Source organism: Planctomicrobium mucosum (assembly GCF_051466335.1).
Classification (GTDB): domain Bacteria; phylum Planctomycetota; class Planctomycetia; order Planctomycetales; family Planctomycetaceae; genus Planctomicrobium.
Genome location: NZ_CP195793.1, coordinates 3713604 through 3732045 on the forward strand (window position 1 = coordinate 3713604; position 18442 = coordinate 3732045).

Consider the following 18442-nt stretch of genomic DNA (forward strand, 5'->3'; position numbering starts at 1 on the left):
ACTGGTAAAATCAGACAGCCACTTTTGCCGTGGAGGAGGTCGAAGGGACCCTCTCCGAGGACCTCTTTTCCAACTTGAGGATTAATCCACGAACCCCAAACAAGACTCCGCCTCCGCCAAGAGTGACGCAAAGCAGAGGGATCCAACCGCTGCGGCCAACATGTGGGCTCACGAACTCACAGAAGGTAATGAGTGCCACATGCGCCGGGATGGCTGGTGCAACGACGACATGCCACAAAGAACGTTTTGATACATGAAGCTCACGAATGGCATAGGGCAACAGAACGAACAGTTCCACAAGAATCAAAGGAATCAACGTTCCCCAGGCCACTCCAACAATTCCAAACTGGTAAATCAGCATGAGTGACAACACCAGATTCAGACACGCTTCCAACAAATCGATGAACGCCTGTTTTCGAACCTGACCAATTCCCAATAGAGCTTTTCGAGCCACCATCATCGGCAAAGAAACCAATTGTGAAGCGACCAGCAGAATCAAAACGGTGCTACTCTGGTCGTAAACTTTACCGATCCAGGTTTGGATGAGCAGTTCGCTGAAATAGATCGAACCGATAAGAAATCCTCCCGACAACATCCATGCGAGTCCCATCCCTTTGGCGACGAGTTGTCCAAGGTGGTTGTGTTGCTGACGAGCGTGAAGTTCTCCTGCTTTCGGAAGAACGGCTTCCGCGATCTGTGTAATCGGCACCTGAATCATCTGTGCGATTCGAAGACCGATCTGATACGGCACGACAGCTAACGGACCGAGAATCAGACCGATGATCACCGTATCTGTGAAGTAAATCAGGTACTCAGCAAACAGCGCAACCGCATTGAATGCACTGAAGCCGAAACACTCTTTCATCACATCGCGACGGGTGTTCCACGGACCGACACTTAACGTGGGAACTTGACGATAGGCAAAGTATGCACTGAGCCCATGTTCAATGATCGTGACGAACAGGAAGATCAACGACAACGTGATTAAGCCATAATGCTGATGGAGACAAAGCCATGTCACCGCAAGCCGTACCAGCCCTAATGTCACTTCGATTCCGCGTTTGATATCCAAACGTTGCGTTCCAACCAGAACGCCTCCATAGACACTCGCGACCATTCCTAGCCCGATCGTGCATCCCACAATCAGGATCGAAATTCGAATTTCCCAGAGAGGAAGTTCTCCCCAGTTTTGCAACGACGGAGTCCACCACGCACAGACTGCTGTGAACAGAAAAACAAGGCTTGCCGTTCCAACGTAAATCGTCTGGATTGTGCTGACAACAATATTCAGTTTTTTCCAGTCTTCCCGCGCATAGAGATCGGCGACATATCGACAGATCGTGGCTCCAAAACCGGAGTAGATCATTGTCGAATACCCGGCGATGGCATTAATAAATACCCAGGCTCCGTATTGCGCCTCTCCCACGGTGCCGAGAATATACGGCATCATGAAAAAGCCGATGAGCATCGTCAGGAGATGTGCTCCCCAACCGGCGATGATATTTTTCCGAACGCTCATCGGTTCACTCCGCCCGCAGCAGCGCGGCCGAGAAGTTCATTCTTCGTCGGTCCACTCTGACGTTTCAAATCGAGAAGCTTGATCGGAACGAATGTGGCCAGATAAAACGCAAAGTCCCGCGGAGAAAATCGATAACTCAGCAACTCGCGAAACGTCGTCCGTGCAGCGGGCAGATCCCGCATCCAGAACAACGCTTTGGAATACTCCTCGAGAATGGAAATTCGCTTCTCCTGAATCTGCTTTGGGTCGAAGCCACTCGATTTCGAAAGCAATTCCAGATTCAACAGTTCCCCGCGAATCACTCGCTGAATCTGGCCGGAAAGATTCCCCTCTGCTGGCGTGTACCGAGTCAGTTCCTCACGCACCGTGACAATCTTTTGACCTGTGCGCGCAATCCTTAGCCACAGGTGATAATCTTCTGCCCCAATCAATTTGCGATCTTCGTGAAAGCCTCCAACTGCATCGAAGACAGACTTCCTGACCAGAACTGTTGAAGTCCCGATGTAGTTGTGTTTCCAGAGTTCATCAAAATCGAGATCTTTTGAATTCTTGCCCCCGTCCCCAACGGTGTGGGTATGAATCAGTCCGACTTCGTCAGCCACGGACCGAAGTTGTCGCTCGATCTTTTCTGGCAACCAGGAGTCGTCAGCGTCCAAGAAAGCAATCCAGTCTCCGGAAGCCAATCGAACTCCGTGATTGCGGGCGGCAGCGGGCCCCGCGTTCACTTGCTGCACACACCGAACCGAGGGAATGGAATTCCGAATGACAGCCAGTGTCTGATCTTTCGAACCATCGTCCACGACGATGATCTCGTGCACTGGCACGGTCTGTGCCAGAACGCTTTCGATTGTGGTCAGTATCGTCTTCTCTGCATTGTAAGCAGGAATGACGACACTCACGCGTTGTTGACTGGACATGATGCTGACTTTCCGTATGAATCGCTGCCCCACTCAGGCTGAGACATACTTCACTGACTGATAAATTGATTCGATCCGTGTGCTCAAATTGTTTCCGGCATTGCGCGAACGCAGTCGGACGACTCCCCGCTCACCCCCACCGTGCAAACATCCGAACGAATAAAAACGCTGCCATCACTGCACACGCGCTGCACGCGATCCAAGGTTTGATCGTACGCGGCGTCAGTCGCAAAAGTGGCCGTGGGTTACTTCGATAAAAACCGACCAAATTGATAAATGCAGCTGCAATTCCGCAGATCATGTACGTCGATGGAACGTAACACCTCGACAGTGAACACATTCCCATACACCACTCTGCAAGGATCGCTGCGATATACGGAAACATCCGTCTGAGTTCCGGATCTTCAATCTGAAAATTTGTTTTTTTCATCAGGAAGAAAGTGAAGGCTGGCAGGAAGAAGCATCCAAAGAACAGCGTTCCACCAAAAAATCCGAGTTCGACATAGGCGTGGACAAACGAATTATGGGCCGCGTGACCTGCAACTTCGTGATAGGTCCCTTCTCCAATGCCAAACAGAAAACGCGAATTTTTAATGGAGGCAAGACCGTCAGCCCAAAGTTGCACACGCTGCTGCCCGGTTCCTTCTGAGATGTCGATTTTTCCCATACGCCCCATCATCACCGGAAGCGTCATCGCGCAGAGGACTCCAATCGAGATAGCCACCTTGGAACCGTACTTGCAGCACAGCCAAGCCATCCCCCCAAGTCCAAAGGCCAGAATTCCTCCGCGCGAGTAAGTGTAGACCATCGCGATCGCCATGATCACCAGCGGGATAACCCACAGAACCCGGATCCCCGAGATCGATTTGTCCGTAAGGAAATAGAACGAGATAAAGCAGGTCGCAACAATCAACAACGAGATGTCATTGGGATCTCGAAAGACACCAAGACCGCACAGCCTGAAGAACCAAATTTCTTCCCCATATATGTCCACGCCGTTGCGGTCTGGAATATGACGGAACAGGCGTTCTTCTTTCTGTAGAGTTCGTTCCTTCGCCAAAAGCTCGTAAAACTCTGGGGTTCCCAGCCATTCATCACGATAGCTGCGGTAGTCAACAACGCTGTAAGCGGTCATCAACGTGGCGCAAATCGCTGACGTCATCAGGAACGTGCGAAGTCGCTGTGGCGTCGTAATCACCGACACCAAAACGAGATAGTACAAAACAACCTTTAGCATCCCTGTGATACTGAGATCAACGCCGGTGAGATTCCCGGAGAAGAGGCGGCTGGTAAAAATCGCAACAACGATCCCGAGGACGCACAAATTCACTGGCTGCTGCGTCAGCGTTTTCCACCGCACCTGGTTGTGAAGATCGGAGAACGAGAAAACCAACGCTCCCACAATACATGGAAGATAAAGCTGTAAGTCGCCTAACGCTGGGAAGATTTCCTGCGGACGGACGAACAGCAAGGCGTTCGCGAGCAGAAAAAGGACGTAACCCACCACGTTGGCCACTTCGAATTGAAGGTAGACGGAACAGAATCCCAACGGAGACCGGCAAATCCTGCACAGTCCACCGCAATACTGGAACTATGTGACGTGAGTGGTTTGAGAGGCTGGAGATCGGATCGAGGTTGAAGAATTACACCACGCAAAAATGCAACACGCCGGAACAATTGATACATTCCAAGCGACCGATTCTGCTGAATTCGCCGTGAGTATCGGCAGATGCGATATTCTCAGGTTGCCCGATTCCCTAAGGTATCGGTAAATTATTTTGACAGGATCTTGAAACTCCACAGGTCGAGTTTCAGGTTCGAGTCCCAATTACGTCGTTTTTCGTCGTTCACCGACACCGTGGTTCCCCATTCCGACCGCGACAATCCACTTTAATTCAATAGAATCTCCCAGAAATCAGCTTTACTGATTCTTGTGTTCTTTGCCGTCCACAGAGTCTTCAACCGTGCTGAACTGTGAAAATAAGTGAGCGAGATGACAGGTTCTGAAAAGAAGCCCAAACGTACATCACAAGGCGCACTGATCCTTTACCACGGAATGAAACTTTCCACGATGGTAAAGCTCTTTCAGCTGAAACCCTCGCTGAGATGGTCAAGGTGGCGTCAGATTGGATTGATGATTCCCTTCGGGATCTACAATTCCATCATGGCCCTGGTCGAATTGCTCCTCTTTCGCAACAAGATCAACAAAACGGAAATCGATCCGAACCCGATCTTCGTTCTTGGTTACTGGCGATCAGGGACAACAATGTTGCACAACCTGATGGCGCTCGACCCACGGTACGCCTTCCCAAATCTCTACGAGACGATTTTCCCTTGGCATTTCCTGAGCTCGGAGACAATTAATTCCGGCCTGACCGGATGGATGGTTCCGAAATCTCGGCCCATGGATAACATGGAAGCGCACTGGAAAGTGCCCCAGGAAGACGAGTTTGCCATTTGTACGATGTGTCTGGTCTCTCCATACACTCTGCCGCTACGTCCGTTCGATCTAGAGGAGTGGACACGATCGTTCCGAATTGAAGAACTCCCCGAACAAGACCGTAAGCTCTGGTTCGACACAGTCAAACTTTTCATGAAGAAGCTGACAGTTCGATACAAGAAGCCGTTGGTGATGAAGTCACCAACGCATACTTACCGGATCAAAGCGATTCTCGAAATGTTCCCGAACGCCAAGTTCGTGTACATCCACCGGAATCCGTTCGATGTCTTCAACTCCACACTGCACCTGCGAAACACCTTGATCGGCGAAAACACGCTCGGCAGCGCGTATCACCCCAATGCCGAAGAAAATGTTATCGACACATTTCTGGAAGCCTACACGCGTTACGAACGAGATCGGCACTTGATTCCAGAGGGAAATCTCGTTGAAGTCAAATACGAAGAACTTTCTTCAGACCCGCTGACACACCTGGAAAAGATCTATAACGGACTGAACCTCGGCGGGTTCGACGAAGTTCGACGCCGCCTGGAACCGCAGCTCGCCGACCATCAGAAATATCAGAAAAATCACTTTCAGCCTGACCGACACTGGCAGCTGGAAGTTTACCGCAGATGTAAAGAAGTTTATGATCGATTTGGTTACCCAGCTCCACCAAGTTCCGATTCGGACACAGCAGCTGCATAACTGATCTTTCCGATTGCACTATCGACGAGATGGTTTAGGAAGGTCGAACCCCATCTCTGTCGCAATTTGAAACTGGGCCGCGATTCCTTTCTTTTTACATCTCATTCGCGTCAACAAGGCGTCCAATGGCTCAGTGTCTGGTAACTGGCGGTGCGGGATTTATTGGAAGTCATCTCACAGAGAGACTGCTGGAGAACGGACATCAGGTTCGGGTCGTCGATGATTTTTCCACTGGCCGGCCAATCAACCTCCAACGGGTTGAACACCATCCGAACCTGACGTTGATCAGGGGCTCGATCACTGACCACCGACTGCTCACCGACGCAGTCAAGGGTGTCGAGTTCGTCTATCACCTTGCAGCCGCAGTCGGGGTGAAGCTGGTCGCTGAAGATCCTGTTCGGACGATCGAAACAAATATCTACCCGACCGAGACTCTCCTCAGGCAAGCTTCAATCAGCGGGTGCCGCTTTTTCCTGGCCTCTACGAGTGAGGTTTATGGAAAGAATTCCAAGGAACGCTGGTCAGAAGAAGATGACCTGCACTTCGGGCCGACGTCGCGACCTCGCTGGGCCTACGGCTGCTCTAAAGCCATCGATGAGTTCTTGTCACTCGCCTATCACGGGAAATTCAACCTGCCCGTTGTCATCGGACGATTTTTCAACGTCGTTGGCCCGCGACAGGTCGGCAATTACGGGATGGTAATCCCGCGATTCGTTGAACAAGCGCTTAATGGCGGACCAGTCGTCGTGTACGACGACGGAAAGCAGGTCCGCTGTTTTGCACACGTGAAAGAAGTTGTCGAGTGCATCATTCGGCTGACAGAGTCTGACGCTGCTGTCGGAAAAATCTTCAACATCGGAAGCGACGAAGATGTCTCCGTCCTGCAACTCGCTCAGGAGATCATCAAGCGAGTGGATCCGAACGTTCCGATTCAATTCCTCGACTACCAGCGAGCTTACGGGAACGATTTCGAAGACGTGCGCCGCCGCGTTCCAGATGTTCGCCGCCTCGAATCCACAATTGGCATAAAGCCGACGCTCCCATTAGGCTCAATTCTGGATGACGTGATCGAGTGGAAGCGTTCTCAGACTAAGTAACCTCCACGACGCCCACACAGCTTGAGTTTGATAACACCAGCGTGCAGCGTCATCGGTTCTGCTCCGTTATCTCGCAAGTTCGGTGTCTCCACGTGCTGCCGCTAGTCATTAGACCGGTCGTACCTAAGCTCTGAAGCCGCTCCCTGATCGTCACCCTTCATGCTTTCGCGACAGCAGCCGAGGCCAATGACTTGCTGCCATTCAGCGACAGGCCGGGGGGTAGTCGCTGAGTTAATTCGCTTAACAACGCAGTCGGCCCATTTAGACGCGACTGCACAGGACGAAATCCTACCGAGGGCCACTTCTGTTTGAGAATTCAATTCATTGTGGTTGAACTTCCATCGCTCCTCTCGAAGCGGATGAAATTTAACCGAACCCCGCTCTGATGCGATCGGTACTACCTTGAACGACTTCGGCAGATTTCGCCGAGCCCAGAGAACGAGTAGTAATTGACGAAACTGCCTGACCGGGGAAACACTTAGGACATTGCCGCAATCTGAATCAGAGCCAGTTTCATCACTGCTTAACAATGCACCGACGTCACATAGAAAGCCATCTTGACCAAAATCCATCGGTGTCGTAACTTCCCCCGCATCGGAGGCAAGGTGAGCAGCCTTCGACACCAAATGAGCTCATCGCCCCCGGAAATAGCTCGAAGTCCTCCGCCCCCCTAGGACTCGCTGTTTCCGGGTTTTTTTATTTCTACAGCCGTTTTTTGCGGTGAAACTGGTTAACTGCACATCCTGCGCAACGCCGGCGCAACATTGAATTAAAAAATTGCCCCCCAACAGTTTCCCACCAGGGGGCGAATGTCGATTCAGATTCTTCTCTGTCGGCGAATTGTTGTCATGACTCCCTTAGGAATATTCTTGCGGACGAACTCAGTAAAACGATTACGAGCTTTGCTCATAGACAAACTCTCCATTTTTGACTCTGGCAATGTTGCGAGGTGGAGATAAAAGCTCTCCCCTCAGAATTCGAAAAGGCTTTGGAACCTCAACATCAATTCCAAGGCCTTACTCACATCTCCCTAGCAGGGGGACGTGAGTGATGACGATGTCGTCGCTGCTCAAAGTTCGTTCACCGGGATTGCGGTTCAGGATTCCCAAGAATTACCTGCTTCCCGCTGAATGCTTCGACGAAGGCCAGCAGATTGGCTATGACCTTTTCCTGACTTTCGGAAGGCGGCAGGCTTTTTGCCGGTTCGCTTAAGCACTGCTCTTTCGAACTCTTGCGAGGGCATTAGGCCATTCGCTTTACACGGTCCCCAGTATTTTAGGACGCGTCTAGAGCCTGTTATGAACTCTGGACGACGATCGGCGTGTATTTGAGCAGCAGTGCGACCATGGCCACCCAGTGCCATCCGGCCAAGACTTCTGCCAGTCGTTCGTAGTCACGTGCCAGCCTCCGTGATCGTCCTAGCCAGGCAAAGGTCCGCTCCACGACCCACCGACGTGGCAATAATACGAATCCTTTCTTGGCATAAGGGAGTTTCACGACGCGCAGTTCCACTCCCTGCTCAGCGGCAGCCTCTTCCGCGTTCTCGCCAGTATAACCTTGGTCCACATAGGCGACTTCAATGGCCTGATCAGTCGCCTCCTGCACAGCGACACATAAGTCGGAAACCTGGGCTCGCTCCTGTTCATTGGCTGGGGTCACTTTCAAGGCGAGAAGGTGCCCGAGCGTGTCAATGGCCACGTGAACCTTCGAGCCCTTCCGCCGTTTGCCGCCATCGTAACCGGCTCTGGCACCACTCTCGGGAGTGGATTGGATGACTCGCGCATCTAAGATCGTTGCTGAGGGGGGCTCATCGCGTCCCTGAGCCACGCGAGCCACTTCCCGCAGGTCATGAGCGATGTGCTCAAACACGCCAGCCTCCAGCCAACGGCGAGCCTGCTGATAGACCACGGGCCAAGGCGGGAACTCATGGGGCATGAACCGCCACTGCGCCCCGGTGCGTACCAGCCACCGCATGGCATTGAACACGGCTCGAAGGGAGTGAACCCGCTGCGGCGAGTCCTCTTTCACCAGCGCCAAATAGGGGGCTAAAAAGGCCCATTCGTCGTCCGTGACGTCACTGGGGTAAGGCATCCGGGGCTTGCTCATCCACGGAAACTACTTCAAAACCAACACTTAAGTCCATAACAGACTCTAGATCGAGTCATACGGCACCTCCCTTCCCGGTCAGTCGATCCGCTTCATGGGTGATCTTCCCAGTCACCAGAAGTTCAAGAAGATGCTTGCGGGGAATGCCGATTTGGATATCCCAGCGAGGATCATTCGGGGAAATGAGCTGTGGAGTTCGTTTTCGTGTTGACGATGACGTTCTGTTCATCCAGAATTCCTTCGTGGTCAGGCTTGCCGAAGCCGTGAGAAAGTTACGGCAAGCGTGATGGATGTTTGAGCCGGTTGCACCATGCGACCGGCTTTCTTCATTCACTCTCTTGGGAGTGAATCACTGAGCAGACGCTGTAGCGGACTCTCTGGAATGCATCGAGCCCATCAGCCGCATCACTTCGCCTTGCTGAACCATCAGGTGTTGGCACCATTCATTCAGCGTCTTGTCCCGCTTAGAGTCGACACAGTTCCGGCAGGCCAGGACGACATTGAATTCCGTTGTCGCTCCTCCCCTGCTGGGAGCCTGAAGGTGACTGAGCATCGTGGCTGCATTGTTCAACTCCCGGCCACAATAGCTGCAGGGAACTTTGCCCTCGTGCGACTCTTTGGCTTTCTGCCGGAGCCGCGTCCGGAGAGTGCTCCTCATCCTCTGCAACTCGACTTCATGCGGAGTGAGTTCATCAATTCGAATCATGCAAGATCCTTTCAAAAGAAAAACGCCCGCTTCCGACCGGGACGAGCGGCTAGAAACAGGCGTAAATGTCCGAGCGATGCCCGGTGGAGTTGATTTTAATTCACTATCGGTTCTCATCCAACCGCCAGCTAATCAATTTCTATTTGATTTCTTTTTGCTTGTCAATTGAAATCGTTTCGACATATGCAAACGTGGGTCTTTTGCACTTAAAGCCCTCTATCTGTAAAAGAGGATCATGGCCAAAAAGAAATCATCAACGCCTCTCCCAGAAAAAGCTGGCATCACCTTAAAGATGTCGAGCGACGAGAGGGAATACCTGAAAAAGGCCGCAAAGGCGTCTGGATTCACTACAACAGCTTCGTGGATCATGGTGACGCTAAGAAATCAGGCAAAGGACATTCTCGGAACTCCTTCTCCTGCATTGAGCGAGTCTCAAGACGGCGATTGAGGGAAATTGAATCCGGCCCATAGACGAGACGCCCACCTACAGAGTCCGATCCTACGAGTGACGAACTAACTGTGTGGGACTCCACCCCGATTGAACACCGCAACATCGGTCGCCATCGATTGGTTGCGGAGATTGAAAGCATCAATCACGATCTGTTGAAATCAGCAATGTTCTGAAATCTTGTGGCGGAGAGTCAAAAGCGGGGGACAGTTGGAATGAATGGCGACAATTCTGACCAAGACCAACACCGTTTCAGCGTTAAATTTCGGTGTCAATGCAACGCTTTACTTCAGTCGCCAATCAGAATGATCGGCAATCGAGCTCGCTGCCCAAACTGCTCTGTTGAAACTGAAGTTCCGAAACCTTCGATTAAAGTGGTGCGTGCGTTTGTCGAGCAACTCCCCAACCCGATTCCAAACGCAAAACAGTTCGAATACCAAGAGATGGTCCTGCGAGTTGCCAAACTAACGGACCACAACGTGCAACTACTGGACGCCATCGGCTTCCCCGAACTCGTCCCCCCGTGCATTCGCAACGCGAAGCGAACTCTACGAAAGATTGCAGACCTCGGAGAACTTGCCGAACCAGCTTTAGATGAACAATATCTTCCCGAACTTATTTCCCGAGCTGCCGGTCATGACTTTGGAGGAGCAGGAGGCAGTGGACAAAGGCAAACGCGGTTTTGGAGGTGGGTCGATTCGCAGGAGGAGGATTCCACTTCCTACTCGGCCGGCTCCATTAGAAAACTGGCTCTCAATGCAATCCAAGCGATAGAAGATTTGCGAAAATAAGCTGCCATCGCTCACATGAAATCGAAAAACAACCTCAACCTCAATTACGTTAATTAACTTCTTTCGTATCATTTCTGCCAATTCTATCGCAGAGCATCGCACACCTTCCATTGCGAAAGTTACGAGACAACCTGAAACGAAGAGCTTTGCCCCTAGAGTCTGTTATGGACTTAAGTGTTGGTTTTGAAGTAGTTTCCGTGGATGAGCAAGCCCCGGATGCCTTACCCCAGTGACGTCACGGACGACGAATGGGCCTTTTTAGCCCCCTATTTGGCGCTGGTGAAAGAGGACTCGCCGCAGCGGGTTCACTCCCTTCGAGCCGTGTTCAATGCCATGCGGTGGCTGGTACGCACCGGGGCGCAGTGGCGGTTCATGCCCCATGAGTTCCCGCCTTGGCCCGTGGTCTATCAGCAGGCTCGCCGTTGGCTGGAGGCTGGCGTGTTTGAGCACATCGCTCATGACCTGCGGGAAGTGGCTCGCGTGGCTCAGGGACGCGATGAGCCCCCCTCAGCAACGATCTTAGATGCGCGAGTCATCCAATCCACTCCCGAGAGTGGTGCCAGAGCCGGTTACGATGGCGGCAAACGGCGGAAGGGCTCGAAGGTTCACGTGGCCATTGACACGCTCGGGCACCTTCTCGCCTTGAAAGTGACCCCAGCCAATGAACAGGAGCGAGCCCAGGTTTCCGACTTATGTGTCGCTGTGCAGGAGGCGACTGATCAGGCCATTGAAGTCGCCTATGTGGACCAAGGTTATACTGGCGAGAACGCGGAAGAGGCTGCCGCTGAGCAGGGAGTGGAACTGCGCGTCGTGAAACTCCCTTATGCCAAGAAAGGATTCGTATTATTGCCACGTCGGTGGGTCGTGGAGCGGACCTTTGCCTGGCTAGGACGATCACGGAGGCTGGCACGTGACTACGAACGACTGGCAGAAGTCTTGGCCGGATGGCACTGGGTGGCCATGGTCGCACTGCTGCTCAAATACACGCCGATCGTCGTCCAGAGTTCATAACAGGCTCTAGTGGATGGTATCACCTAATTGTACTGAACCCTCATCCAGCTGAAGGGAAGCCTTCCGTGACGATTAAGCCGTACTCGATGAGCGACGTAGAAATCGCCAATCGCGAGTACATGATTTTGGAGAAAGAAATTAAAGAAGACAGAAATGACCCACGGCAAGCTGTCTTGGTATCCGCTGGGTCGATTAAAGACTTAAAAAAGGCGTATCCAAACTTCTTTCTTGATGTGGACAGTTTTCTCGACAGGGTGAAGAAAATAATCAATGAGTAACTTCTCCACTCACCCTGAGTTGTTCAACGAACCGAAAATGTCCTGTATTCCTTAAATTGAATTCATGTGAGGGCGTGGATCGTCTCCCGGTACAAAGATGTAGACGTCTTCGCTTTTGTGGCCTTGGAAGCACCTGTCTGCATTGAGGCGACATCGAAACGGCAGTTGTTGTGTAACATTCGTGAAAATAACCCGATTGTTTACCTGGACCTGGTCGCCTCTGCTGACATGCCTTGATCGTTCAACGAACCAGCTGAATTCGTAAATCGCCCCGCTGGTGTCAGTGGCTAGGAACTTACCCGAAGAAGTTACTTCATTCATGCTTTGGCCCGCATTTCGTTTGGTTAGAGTTTCGACTACTTCTCGTTCGGAATCACCACAATTTCAGTGAGTGTAACGGAGTCAACTTTCTCAGCAGCTTGGAGGATAGCACGTGATCTTTTTCGCCCAATCGCGATCAGCCACTGCTGGACTGTCGAGAAGCCTTCCAGATAAGCAGCACGCTCGAACGCGGCTGAATCTTCCTCAGGGCAGCGTACGCCGTAGAGGACTCCTGGTTGCTGGTATTCAGTTGATTTTGCTTTCTTTGCCATAGTTCAAATTATGGTCGACGAAAGGCAACTCCGGCAATCGACAGTCTTCGGCAATTTCTTGAAGATAATTTTAGATAACTGCAGTTGACTTTCGTTTCGTGCTCAACGTCTGGCGGGATGTGAGCCGATAAAACAGAACTCTCCGGGATCACCCGGTTTCAAAGCCTGCAACGGACTCCGCCAAGTCTGTTGCAGGCTTTCTCTTTTGAAAGGATGCAGGCTCATGGAAACGGAAGAGACAGAACTCAGCCCCGAAGACTTGGCAGCCAAGCAACAGGCGGCAGAGACTCGCGACGCTGTCATCTCTAAAAACCGCTGGGACTACAACGGCGAATCCTGTTGTGAATTCTGCGGGCTGGTGATGCCACAAAACGAAGTGACCTTGTGTCGTCGTCTGCCCCGGTCGAGGGGAGGAGCCTACACAGAGGAGAATCTGATCGTCTGCTGTAACCGGTGCAGCACACAGCGACGAAATTACGTTCCACACGAATGGATCTTGGATGTTGAAGCAATGCAGGCGGAATGGTCCTGGGAACTCGCCAAGAAGAAACGCAACATCATTCGGCTACGGCAGGAAATTCAACTCCTGGAGGAGAAGCTCCCGAGGCTGGCCAACATCATCAAGAACATCCGGCACAACCCCGCATTGCAGTTAGAAGCACCAAAAGAAAAAACCGCAGCTTGAAGGCTACGGTTTCGAACTCTCACCAGCTTTGCCGCAAGTTTTCGACAACATCGGCAAAGCCAGCTTGAAAGAAGAATACCATGTTGCAGTCAGTTGAACAGCCCACAGTTCCTGAAAATTTAAACACTCCTCTGACGATCGACCAGATGCAGACCGTGCTGGACGATTACACGAACGGATGGTTGAAGCTCGCCAAGAGGCCTCAGGATGAAGACTTGGAACTTCAAGTAGCCCTTGCGTGGAAGCTTTCGCCAGACAGTAGAATAGAACAAGGCTATCAGCTGTCCGATAAGCTTCACCATATCGGGGCGATGATTACAGCGGCAGCCAAAAAGATTGATGAACTCAATGGTTTCTCTGGTGAGAATGATTTGTGCATCATCCGGCCCGCAGGCTATAGCGTCAGTGTCAACGACAATGATTTCGTGGAACTGGTGGTGATGAACGCCAACGACGAAGAGGACGCATTGAGGCAGGCTGAAATCGCTCTGTTGGACTTTGCTGGAGGGGAGCGAATGCGAAGAGCAATTCCAGCAGTTCCCGAAACTCCAGTGACGTTGCAGGCCATCGAAAAGGCCGAACACAGGTTCAGGCTGGCTGGCGATGAGTTCAGTAACATCGACATCTGCATCTGGAATCACGCCTCAGAGGCTTCAGCATTGTCAGAGGCCCAAGCCTTCATTGAGTGGGTGCAGGCTGCAGGGGCGGCCCATCAGCATGCTGAACCTGAACGAAAGATTGCATAGGTGGTCTCGTTTCCTGCAATCTCTGGCTGAATTGCGGGCTTTCACTGGGGCTGGACTGGTCGCAGTCGGTTCGGCCCCATCTCTCTCTCTCTCGAAAAGGTTTTAGAGGTTCAATAGATGGCATCGCTGACAAAGCATCATGGTGGTTGGCTGATTCAATACACCAGCAATCGAAAACGGATATCGTTTTACCCCGGAAAAATGCCCAAACGTGACGCTCAGAACTTTGTTCGACACCTAGAGAATTTACTGTCGTCAAAGCGGCAGCGTACCGGAGTCGCCGAAGAAACAGCGGCATGGGTGAACGCTCAAGATTCATCAACCAGAGAGAAGCTATTCCATCACGGCTTGATTGAACAACCAGTGGAAATGGACGCTGGCACAAAGCTGGGCGAATTCATTGAGAGATTCATCAACACCCGGTCAGACATCAAGGAATCGACCAGAACAGTCTGGAAACGCTGCCATAAGCATCTTGTGAGATTCTTTGGGGCTGATCGGCTCATTGCGACGATTGACACAGGCGAGGCCAAAGATTTCCGCCAGCACCTGTTAAGCCGGGACATGGTAGAGAATACGGTCCGAAAGATGTGTAGCGTAGCGTCACAGTTTTTCAGCGACGCTGCTGATCGTGGCATAGTCGTCACCAACCCTTTTCACAACAAAGCGATTCCAAGAACAACCCGAGAGAATCGCAGCCGAGATTTTTTCATCACGCGGGAAATGGCCTACAGGGTTCTAGAGGCGTGCCCCAATGCAGAATGGAGGCTACTCTTTGCATTAAGCCGATTCGGTGGCCTCCGGTGTCCATCAGAGCACCTTGCCATGAAATGGGCTGACGTCAGATGGGATCAGGAACGAATCATCGTCAGTTCTCCCAAGACAGAGCACCACGAAGGAAAATCCCAGCGAGTAATTCCACTGTTTCCCGAATTGCGGCCCTACCTGCTCGCCGCGTGGGAGGAAGCTGGCGAAAAGTCTGAGTTTGTGATCAGCCGCTACCGATCAGCAGAATCAAACCTGCGAACACAGTTGATTCGGATCATCAATTCTGCAGGCCTGGCATCGTGGCCCAAAACGTTCCACAACCTGCGGGCAAGCCGGGAAACTGAACTGGCAGAGTCGTTTCCAATGCACGTAGTTTGTGCCTGGATCGGAAACAATCCTGTCATCGCCTCCAAGCACTATTTGCAGGTGACGGATGACCACTTCAGCAGGGCTGTGGATGCAATGCAGATTGGTGCAGAAACGGATGAAACAAAAGAGAAACGGAACCAAGAGGGATTGCAGGAAACCAGTGATTTTCCTGCCTATTCCTCTCAGTTCCGTTTCAAGCCCCGTCCGGGGATGGTCACGACAGGACTCGAACCTGCGACATTCTGTGTGTAAGACAGATGCTCTAACCAACTGAGCTACGCGACCGTCGACAAATCTAGCGGGTTTCGTAGCTGGTCGCAAGTTAGAAGCCCATTCCGCTTTCGATCTGAACGAGGGGGGAGCAGTTTTTACTTTCAGTCTGGTTATTACGTTGGAAGTTGCGGCAAAACTGCGATCGGAAGTCATCCCAAAATAGGGAGATTCTGTCTTTCAAACACTCGTAAATCCGTTGAAAACGCTTTCATCAGGCGAACGTGGACCAGATAAAACCAATTTTATACGAATATGGCATTCGACAATCACTGACCTCATTCACCTCGGACTTTCGCCTGCCATTTTTCATCAAAGAAATCGGCGTCCACAACTTTGCCGGGGGACGCTGGAGAGGGAGGGACACTCAAATCGATCACAGCCCAGTCCGGGAGTTTCGGAGTTTGCATCGAGTTACTCAGGTAGTCAGCTTCTCGGAATGTCACGCCGCTATTCAAGACCAGATAGCGGTTCGGGTTGTGTGGATTTGGGTAGATACAGATCAATGCATGATTCACCCCAGGGAACTTCAAATGATCCCCGACTGCGATTTGATCGGCTCCCCATGCAATTGGAAGCATTGAACTGACTCTGGCCAGATACTGATTACTTTGCGGGCACCCCCAGAGGATGAGATGCGAGTTCTCGATATCTTCTGCGGTCACCTCAATATCTTTCTTGAAGCGAACTCGCCCACGGAATTGTCGCCCCCACTCCCGCGCCGCGCGCTCCTGCTCGCTGGTTACCCAGTCTTTAACTGCAGCATCCTGAAACTCACCGCTTGGAAGAACAAACAAAAACGAGTCCATGAAGGCGTCGTCGATCGGGCCTTGCAAGTCGTGCTTCTTCTCCAGTACCGGAGTGGATTTTGTCTCCGGTGAGTGAGGGCTCCACGTCCCGCTTTTCAGTTGGAACGATGCTCGTAAGTTGCCAAATTCATCTGCCTTGATCGCAATGAGGTTCTGCCCATCGATCGCGACATTCACCAGTTCTCCCGCTTTGAAGAAGGAATGATCACCTACGAAGTCGAGGCTGAATCGAGTCACATTCTCAGATTTAATTTCAATCGATTGAGGATGTCCTGTATCGCCGACAACGTTTCCTTCGACGGATGCAAACTTCCAATGTTCACCAAGGCGATCAACTGTCAGCCAGGCACAGTGGTTGTACTTCAGAGTATAAGTGCTGAATCGAACTGTTCGCCGTTTCTTGGGGCGCCCCTCAACAGCCCATGCATCCAACTGGCTGGCGATTTCCACCTTGGAATCGGGATGCAATTTGTGTGCGGTCTCCGGCCCGATGAGATACGGAAAAGTCACTCCAAATTTCTCGGCCGCAGCGACCATGACGTCCGCAGCTTGCTTTTGCTTGTCTAACTCGCCGCTGTAGGCGATGACTGGAACATTTGAGAGATTCATCGCCAAGACGTCTGCGTCATAAAGCGTCCAGAGTTTTCGCTGGTATTCGGGAATCGCGAGATCTGGCTGCTTGTCGAGCCCACGGTAATAGTAGGTTTCGGAAAACCCTGCCCCCGGATTCGACGCGAACCACTTGCCGGGATAATGAACAGTAAATCCCCAGCAAGCCGCTCCGCCCATCGAGAAGCCGCGAACCGAAATGCGATCGGAATCGATGTTGTAATCCTGTTGCAGATGCTCCAACGCTTCAAAAACGTCAACCTCTCCAGCAAACCGATTCGCGTTGCAATACCGCCCGAAAGGGTGCAGAACGAGCCCGTTTTTCAGCTGATACTCACCAGCATTGCGTGTTCGATCCGCAAGAAATTGAAGTTCGAGCCCCTTCTCACTTCGACCGCGAAACCAGATATCACAACGCTTGCGTGTCGCTGGGTCGTCGAAAAAACTCTCCCCGATGACCAATCCATAGGGCTGAATCGAGCCATCGATTCGTGACCGATACCCTCGGACAATTAAACCCGGGGTTTCCGTCCATGAGTGAGTCCCTTTTAACAGTTCATCGGCTCGCTGAATCCCCATTTGCAGGAGCTCAATCCCATTCAGCGCATCCTTTTCGTCGTAGAAAGAGTCGCCCCAAAGTGCCATCGTCACCGCTTCTGAAAATATCAGAACATCTGGTAAATAACGCTGAGACTCTGGCATTGACTGCAGGCGTTCAATTCGGGATCGAAGGAGATCAAGCTGCTCCCGCAGTTCTTCTTCGACCTCTTTTGAAACCTCAATTCCAAGCGGTGGAATCGGGCGAACCGCAGGAGATTCCGGAGCGACTTGTGCGAACACGACACCTTGCATCAAGAGCAAGGCTACGATTCCCCAGCTGTGTCCTTTGGCTCTCATACTCGAATCACGTCCTCTCCGAATCGAACTTCGCTAGCGGCTCCATGCATGTCAGTGAATCATGAACGTTCCCCCTTGGTTGTGGCAACACACATTTCCAGAAAGCATGAGCGACATCATAAAAATACGGAAAGCCTTCTGTTTCATGATTCAGGAGGGCTATGGTTGTTGAGATGGACGTTGGAAAATATGCTGGTCGCTGAGCATACTACCGATTTCGATTATTTCGCTCACTGCCGAACAAACTCACTGAGTGAGGAAACAGAATGCCAGAGTCATCATCCCCACAGGACAAACCACAAATCGAATTGTCTTCCGATGAGGACTGGAAGAACCGCGTCAAAGCAGAAGATGAAAAGCAGGATCGTCAGTTTCAGGAATCGGTCGAGAATGATGACAAGCCGATCGATCCCAGCATGCTGCCTGATGCTTCGATGTTGACGCTGTTGCAGATGCTCTCCTCTCAAGCAATTGTGGCCTTGGGACTTCTTCCATCTTCGAATGGGAAAACGACCATTCAACTCCCGGTTGCGAAACATTTCATCGATCTTCTCACGGTTCTTGAGAAGAAGACGAAGGGAAACCTTGTTGGAGACGAGTCGAAGTTTCTCGACGGTACGCTGCACGAACTGCGAATGGCATACGTCGCAGTTTCCAAGAGTCAGCCCTCAACGTAGC

General features: G+C 51.7%; 19 protein-coding genes and 1 tRNA gene. 11 read left to right on the forward strand and 9 right to left on the reverse strand.

Annotated elements, in window-relative coordinates; all coding sequences use genetic code 11:
- Positions 1-10: 10 nt before the first annotated feature.
- The 3 genes from SH668x_RS14760 to SH668x_RS14770 form a co-directional block, all read right to left on the reverse strand.
- Entirely contained in the window at positions 11-1519 is a 1509-nt protein-coding gene (locus SH668x_RS14760; RefSeq protein WP_437185833.1) for an oligosaccharide flippase family protein, read from the reverse strand.
- Positions 1516-2436 (reverse strand): glycosyltransferase family 2 protein, encoded by a 921-nt coding sequence (locus SH668x_RS14765; protein WP_437185834.1) that lies wholly within the window; start codon positions 2434-2436, stop codon positions 1516-1518. Before SH668x_RS14765 ends, SH668x_RS14760 begins: the two co-directional genes overlap by 4 nt.
- Before the next feature lie 130 nt (positions 2437-2566).
- Complete coding sequence (locus tag SH668x_RS14770) at positions 2567-3952, reverse strand: O-antigen ligase family protein (RefSeq protein WP_437185835.1); 1386 nt, start codon at positions 3950-3952, stop codon at positions 2567-2569.
- A gap of 477 nt (positions 3953-4429) precedes the next feature.
- Here SH668x_RS14770 and SH668x_RS14775 point away from each other — a divergent pair, with 477 nt between their 5' ends.
- From SH668x_RS14775 to SH668x_RS14785, 3 genes are all read left to right on the forward strand, one after another.
- Entirely contained in the window at positions 4430-5581 is a 1152-nt protein-coding gene (locus SH668x_RS14775; protein ID WP_437185836.1) for a sulfotransferase family protein, read from the forward strand.
- 125 nt (positions 5582-5706) lie between these two features.
- A complete protein-coding gene (locus SH668x_RS14780; protein WP_437185837.1) occupies positions 5707-6678 on the forward strand; it encodes an NAD-dependent epimerase/dehydratase family protein in 972 nt (323 codons plus the stop codon).
- A gap of 1056 nt (positions 6679-7734) precedes the next feature.
- Complete coding sequence (locus SH668x_RS14785) at positions 7735-7890, forward strand: hypothetical protein (RefSeq protein WP_437185838.1); 156 nt, start codon at positions 7735-7737, stop codon at positions 7888-7890.
- 84 nt (positions 7891-7974) lie between these two features.
- On the opposite strand, the gene SH668x_RS14790 is transcribed toward SH668x_RS14785, so the two are convergent.
- The 3 genes from SH668x_RS14790 to SH668x_RS14800 all read right to left on the reverse strand — a co-directional run bounded on the left by SH668x_RS14790 (position 7975) and on the right by SH668x_RS14800 (position 9490).
- Positions 7975-8784, reverse strand: a complete 810-nt coding sequence (locus SH668x_RS14790) for an IS5 family transposase (protein WP_437185075.1) — start codon at positions 8782-8784, stop codon at positions 7975-7977.
- Between the two features lie 55 nt (positions 8785-8839).
- On the reverse strand, positions 8840-9013 hold the full coding sequence (locus SH668x_RS14795; protein ID WP_437185839.1) for a hypothetical protein: 174 nt from the start codon (positions 9011-9013) through the stop codon (positions 8840-8842).
- Between the two features lie 120 nt (positions 9014-9133).
- Complete coding sequence (locus SH668x_RS14800; protein ID WP_437185840.1) at positions 9134-9490, reverse strand: HNH endonuclease; 357 nt, start codon at positions 9488-9490, stop codon at positions 9134-9136.
- A gap of 235 nt (positions 9491-9725) precedes the next feature.
- Between SH668x_RS14800 and SH668x_RS14805 the strand changes: the two genes are divergently transcribed.
- The 4 genes from SH668x_RS14805 to SH668x_RS14820 all read left to right on the forward strand — a co-directional run bounded on the left by SH668x_RS14805 (position 9726) and on the right by SH668x_RS14820 (position 12018).
- The gene (locus tag SH668x_RS14805; RefSeq protein ID WP_437185841.1) at positions 9726-9938 is read left to right on the forward strand and encodes a type II toxin -antitoxin system TacA 1-like antitoxin; all 213 of its coding nucleotides are present in this window, start codon (positions 9726-9728) and stop codon (positions 9936-9938) included.
- Positions 9939-10243: 305 nt separating this feature from the next.
- Complete coding sequence (locus tag SH668x_RS14810) at positions 10244-10729, forward strand: hypothetical protein (RefSeq protein WP_437185842.1); 486 nt, start codon at positions 10244-10246, stop codon at positions 10727-10729.
- A 201-nt stretch (positions 10730-10930) separates the two neighbouring features.
- Positions 10931-11740, forward strand: coding sequence for an IS5 family transposase (locus tag SH668x_RS14815; RefSeq protein ID WP_437185075.1), 810 nt, complete (start codon positions 10931-10933; stop codon positions 11738-11740).
- An 86-nt stretch (positions 11741-11826) separates the two neighbouring features.
- Positions 11827-12018 carry a hypothetical protein gene (locus SH668x_RS14820; RefSeq protein WP_437185843.1) on the forward strand — a complete coding sequence of 64 codons (192 nt, stop codon included), beginning with the start codon at positions 11827-11829 and terminating at the stop codon, positions 12016-12018.
- A gap of 356 nt (positions 12019-12374) precedes the next feature.
- Here SH668x_RS14820 and SH668x_RS14825 read toward each other — a convergent pair whose 3' ends face one another.
- Positions 12375-12611, reverse strand: coding sequence for a hypothetical protein (locus tag SH668x_RS14825; protein WP_437185844.1), 237 nt, complete (start codon positions 12609-12611; stop codon positions 12375-12377).
- Positions 12612-12834: 223 nt separating this feature from the next.
- Between SH668x_RS14825 and SH668x_RS14830 the strand changes: the two genes are divergently transcribed.
- From SH668x_RS14830 to SH668x_RS14840, 3 genes are all read left to right on the forward strand, one after another.
- Positions 12835-13296, forward strand: coding sequence for an HNH endonuclease (locus SH668x_RS14830; RefSeq protein WP_437185845.1), 462 nt, complete (start codon positions 12835-12837; stop codon positions 13294-13296).
- Between the two features lie 80 nt (positions 13297-13376).
- Complete coding sequence (locus tag SH668x_RS14835; protein WP_437185846.1) at positions 13377-14042, forward strand: hypothetical protein; 666 nt, start codon at positions 13377-13379, stop codon at positions 14040-14042.
- 369 nt (positions 14043-14411) lie between these two features.
- Positions 14412-15431 (forward strand): tyrosine-type recombinase/integrase, encoded by a 1020-nt coding sequence (locus SH668x_RS14840; RefSeq protein ID WP_437188565.1) that lies wholly within the window; start codon positions 14412-14414, stop codon positions 15429-15431.
- Here SH668x_RS14840 and SH668x_RS14845 read toward each other — a convergent pair.
- Positions 15391-15464 (reverse strand) — tRNA-Val (locus tag SH668x_RS14845). The genes SH668x_RS14840 and SH668x_RS14845 overlap by 41 nt on opposite strands.
- A 263-nt stretch (positions 15465-15727) precedes the next feature.
- Positions 15728-17764, reverse strand: coding sequence for a prolyl oligopeptidase family serine peptidase (locus tag SH668x_RS14850; RefSeq protein ID WP_437185847.1), 2037 nt, complete (start codon positions 17762-17764; stop codon positions 15728-15730).
- Between the two features lie 266 nt (positions 17765-18030).
- Between SH668x_RS14850 and SH668x_RS14855 the strand changes: the two genes are divergently transcribed.
- Positions 18031-18441 (forward strand): DUF1844 domain-containing protein, encoded by a 411-nt coding sequence (locus SH668x_RS14855; RefSeq protein WP_437185848.1) that lies wholly within the window; start codon positions 18031-18033, stop codon positions 18439-18441.
- The last annotated feature ends 1 nt before the right edge of the window (position 18442 follow it).

What these genes read in the sequence shown, in the direction of transcription:
- SH668x_RS14760 (WP_437185833.1), bottom strand. Translation starts at nt 1,519, where the DNA reads ATGAGCGTTCGGAAAAATATCATCGCCGGTTGGGGAGCACATCTCCTG.
- SH668x_RS14765 (WP_437185834.1), bottom strand. Translation starts at nt 2,436, where the DNA reads ATGTCCAGTCAACAACGCGTGAGTGTCGTCATTCCTGCTTACAATGCA.
- SH668x_RS14775 (WP_437185836.1), top strand. Translation starts at nt 4,430, where the DNA reads ATGACAGGTTCTGAAAAGAAGCCCAAACGTACATCACAAGGCGCACTG.
- SH668x_RS14780 (WP_437185837.1), top strand. Translation starts at nt 5,707, where the DNA reads ATGGCTCAGTGTCTGGTAACTGGCGGTGCGGGATTTATTGGAAGTCAT.
- SH668x_RS14785 (WP_437185838.1), top strand. Translation starts at nt 7,735, where the DNA reads ATGTCGTCGCTGCTCAAAGTTCGTTCACCGGGATTGCGGTTCAGGATT.
- SH668x_RS14790 (WP_437185075.1), bottom strand. Translation starts at nt 8,784, where the DNA reads ATGAGCAAGCCCCGGATGCCTTACCCCAGTGACGTCACGGACGACGAA.
- SH668x_RS14795 (WP_437185839.1), bottom strand. Translation starts at nt 9,013, where the DNA reads ATGAACAGAACGTCATCGTCAACACGAAAACGAACTCCACAGCTCATT.
- SH668x_RS14800 (WP_437185840.1), bottom strand. Translation starts at nt 9,490, where the DNA reads ATGATTCGAATTGATGAACTCACTCCGCATGAAGTCGAGTTGCAGAGG.
- SH668x_RS14805 (WP_437185841.1), top strand. Translation starts at nt 9,726, where the DNA reads ATGGCCAAAAAGAAATCATCAACGCCTCTCCCAGAAAAAGCTGGCATC.
- SH668x_RS14810 (WP_437185842.1), top strand. Translation starts at nt 10,244, where the DNA reads ATGATCGGCAATCGAGCTCGCTGCCCAAACTGCTCTGTTGAAACTGAA.
- SH668x_RS14815 (WP_437185075.1), top strand. Translation starts at nt 10,931, where the DNA reads ATGAGCAAGCCCCGGATGCCTTACCCCAGTGACGTCACGGACGACGAA.
- SH668x_RS14820 (WP_437185843.1), top strand. Translation starts at nt 11,827, where the DNA reads ATGAGCGACGTAGAAATCGCCAATCGCGAGTACATGATTTTGGAGAAA.
- SH668x_RS14825 (WP_437185844.1), bottom strand. Translation starts at nt 12,611, where the DNA reads ATGGCAAAGAAAGCAAAATCAACTGAATACCAGCAACCAGGAGTCCTC.
- SH668x_RS14830 (WP_437185845.1), top strand. Translation starts at nt 12,835, where the DNA reads ATGGAAACGGAAGAGACAGAACTCAGCCCCGAAGACTTGGCAGCCAAG.
- SH668x_RS14835 (WP_437185846.1), top strand. Translation starts at nt 13,377, where the DNA reads ATGTTGCAGTCAGTTGAACAGCCCACAGTTCCTGAAAATTTAAACACT.
- SH668x_RS14840 (WP_437188565.1), top strand. Translation starts at nt 14,412, where the DNA reads ATGGACGCTGGCACAAAGCTGGGCGAATTCATTGAGAGATTCATCAAC.
- SH668x_RS14850 (WP_437185847.1), bottom strand. Translation starts at nt 17,764, where the DNA reads ATGAGAGCCAAAGGACACAGCTGGGGAATCGTAGCCTTGCTCTTGATG.
- SH668x_RS14855 (WP_437185848.1), top strand. Translation starts at nt 18,031, where the DNA reads ATGCCAGAGTCATCATCCCCACAGGACAAACCACAAATCGAATTGTCT.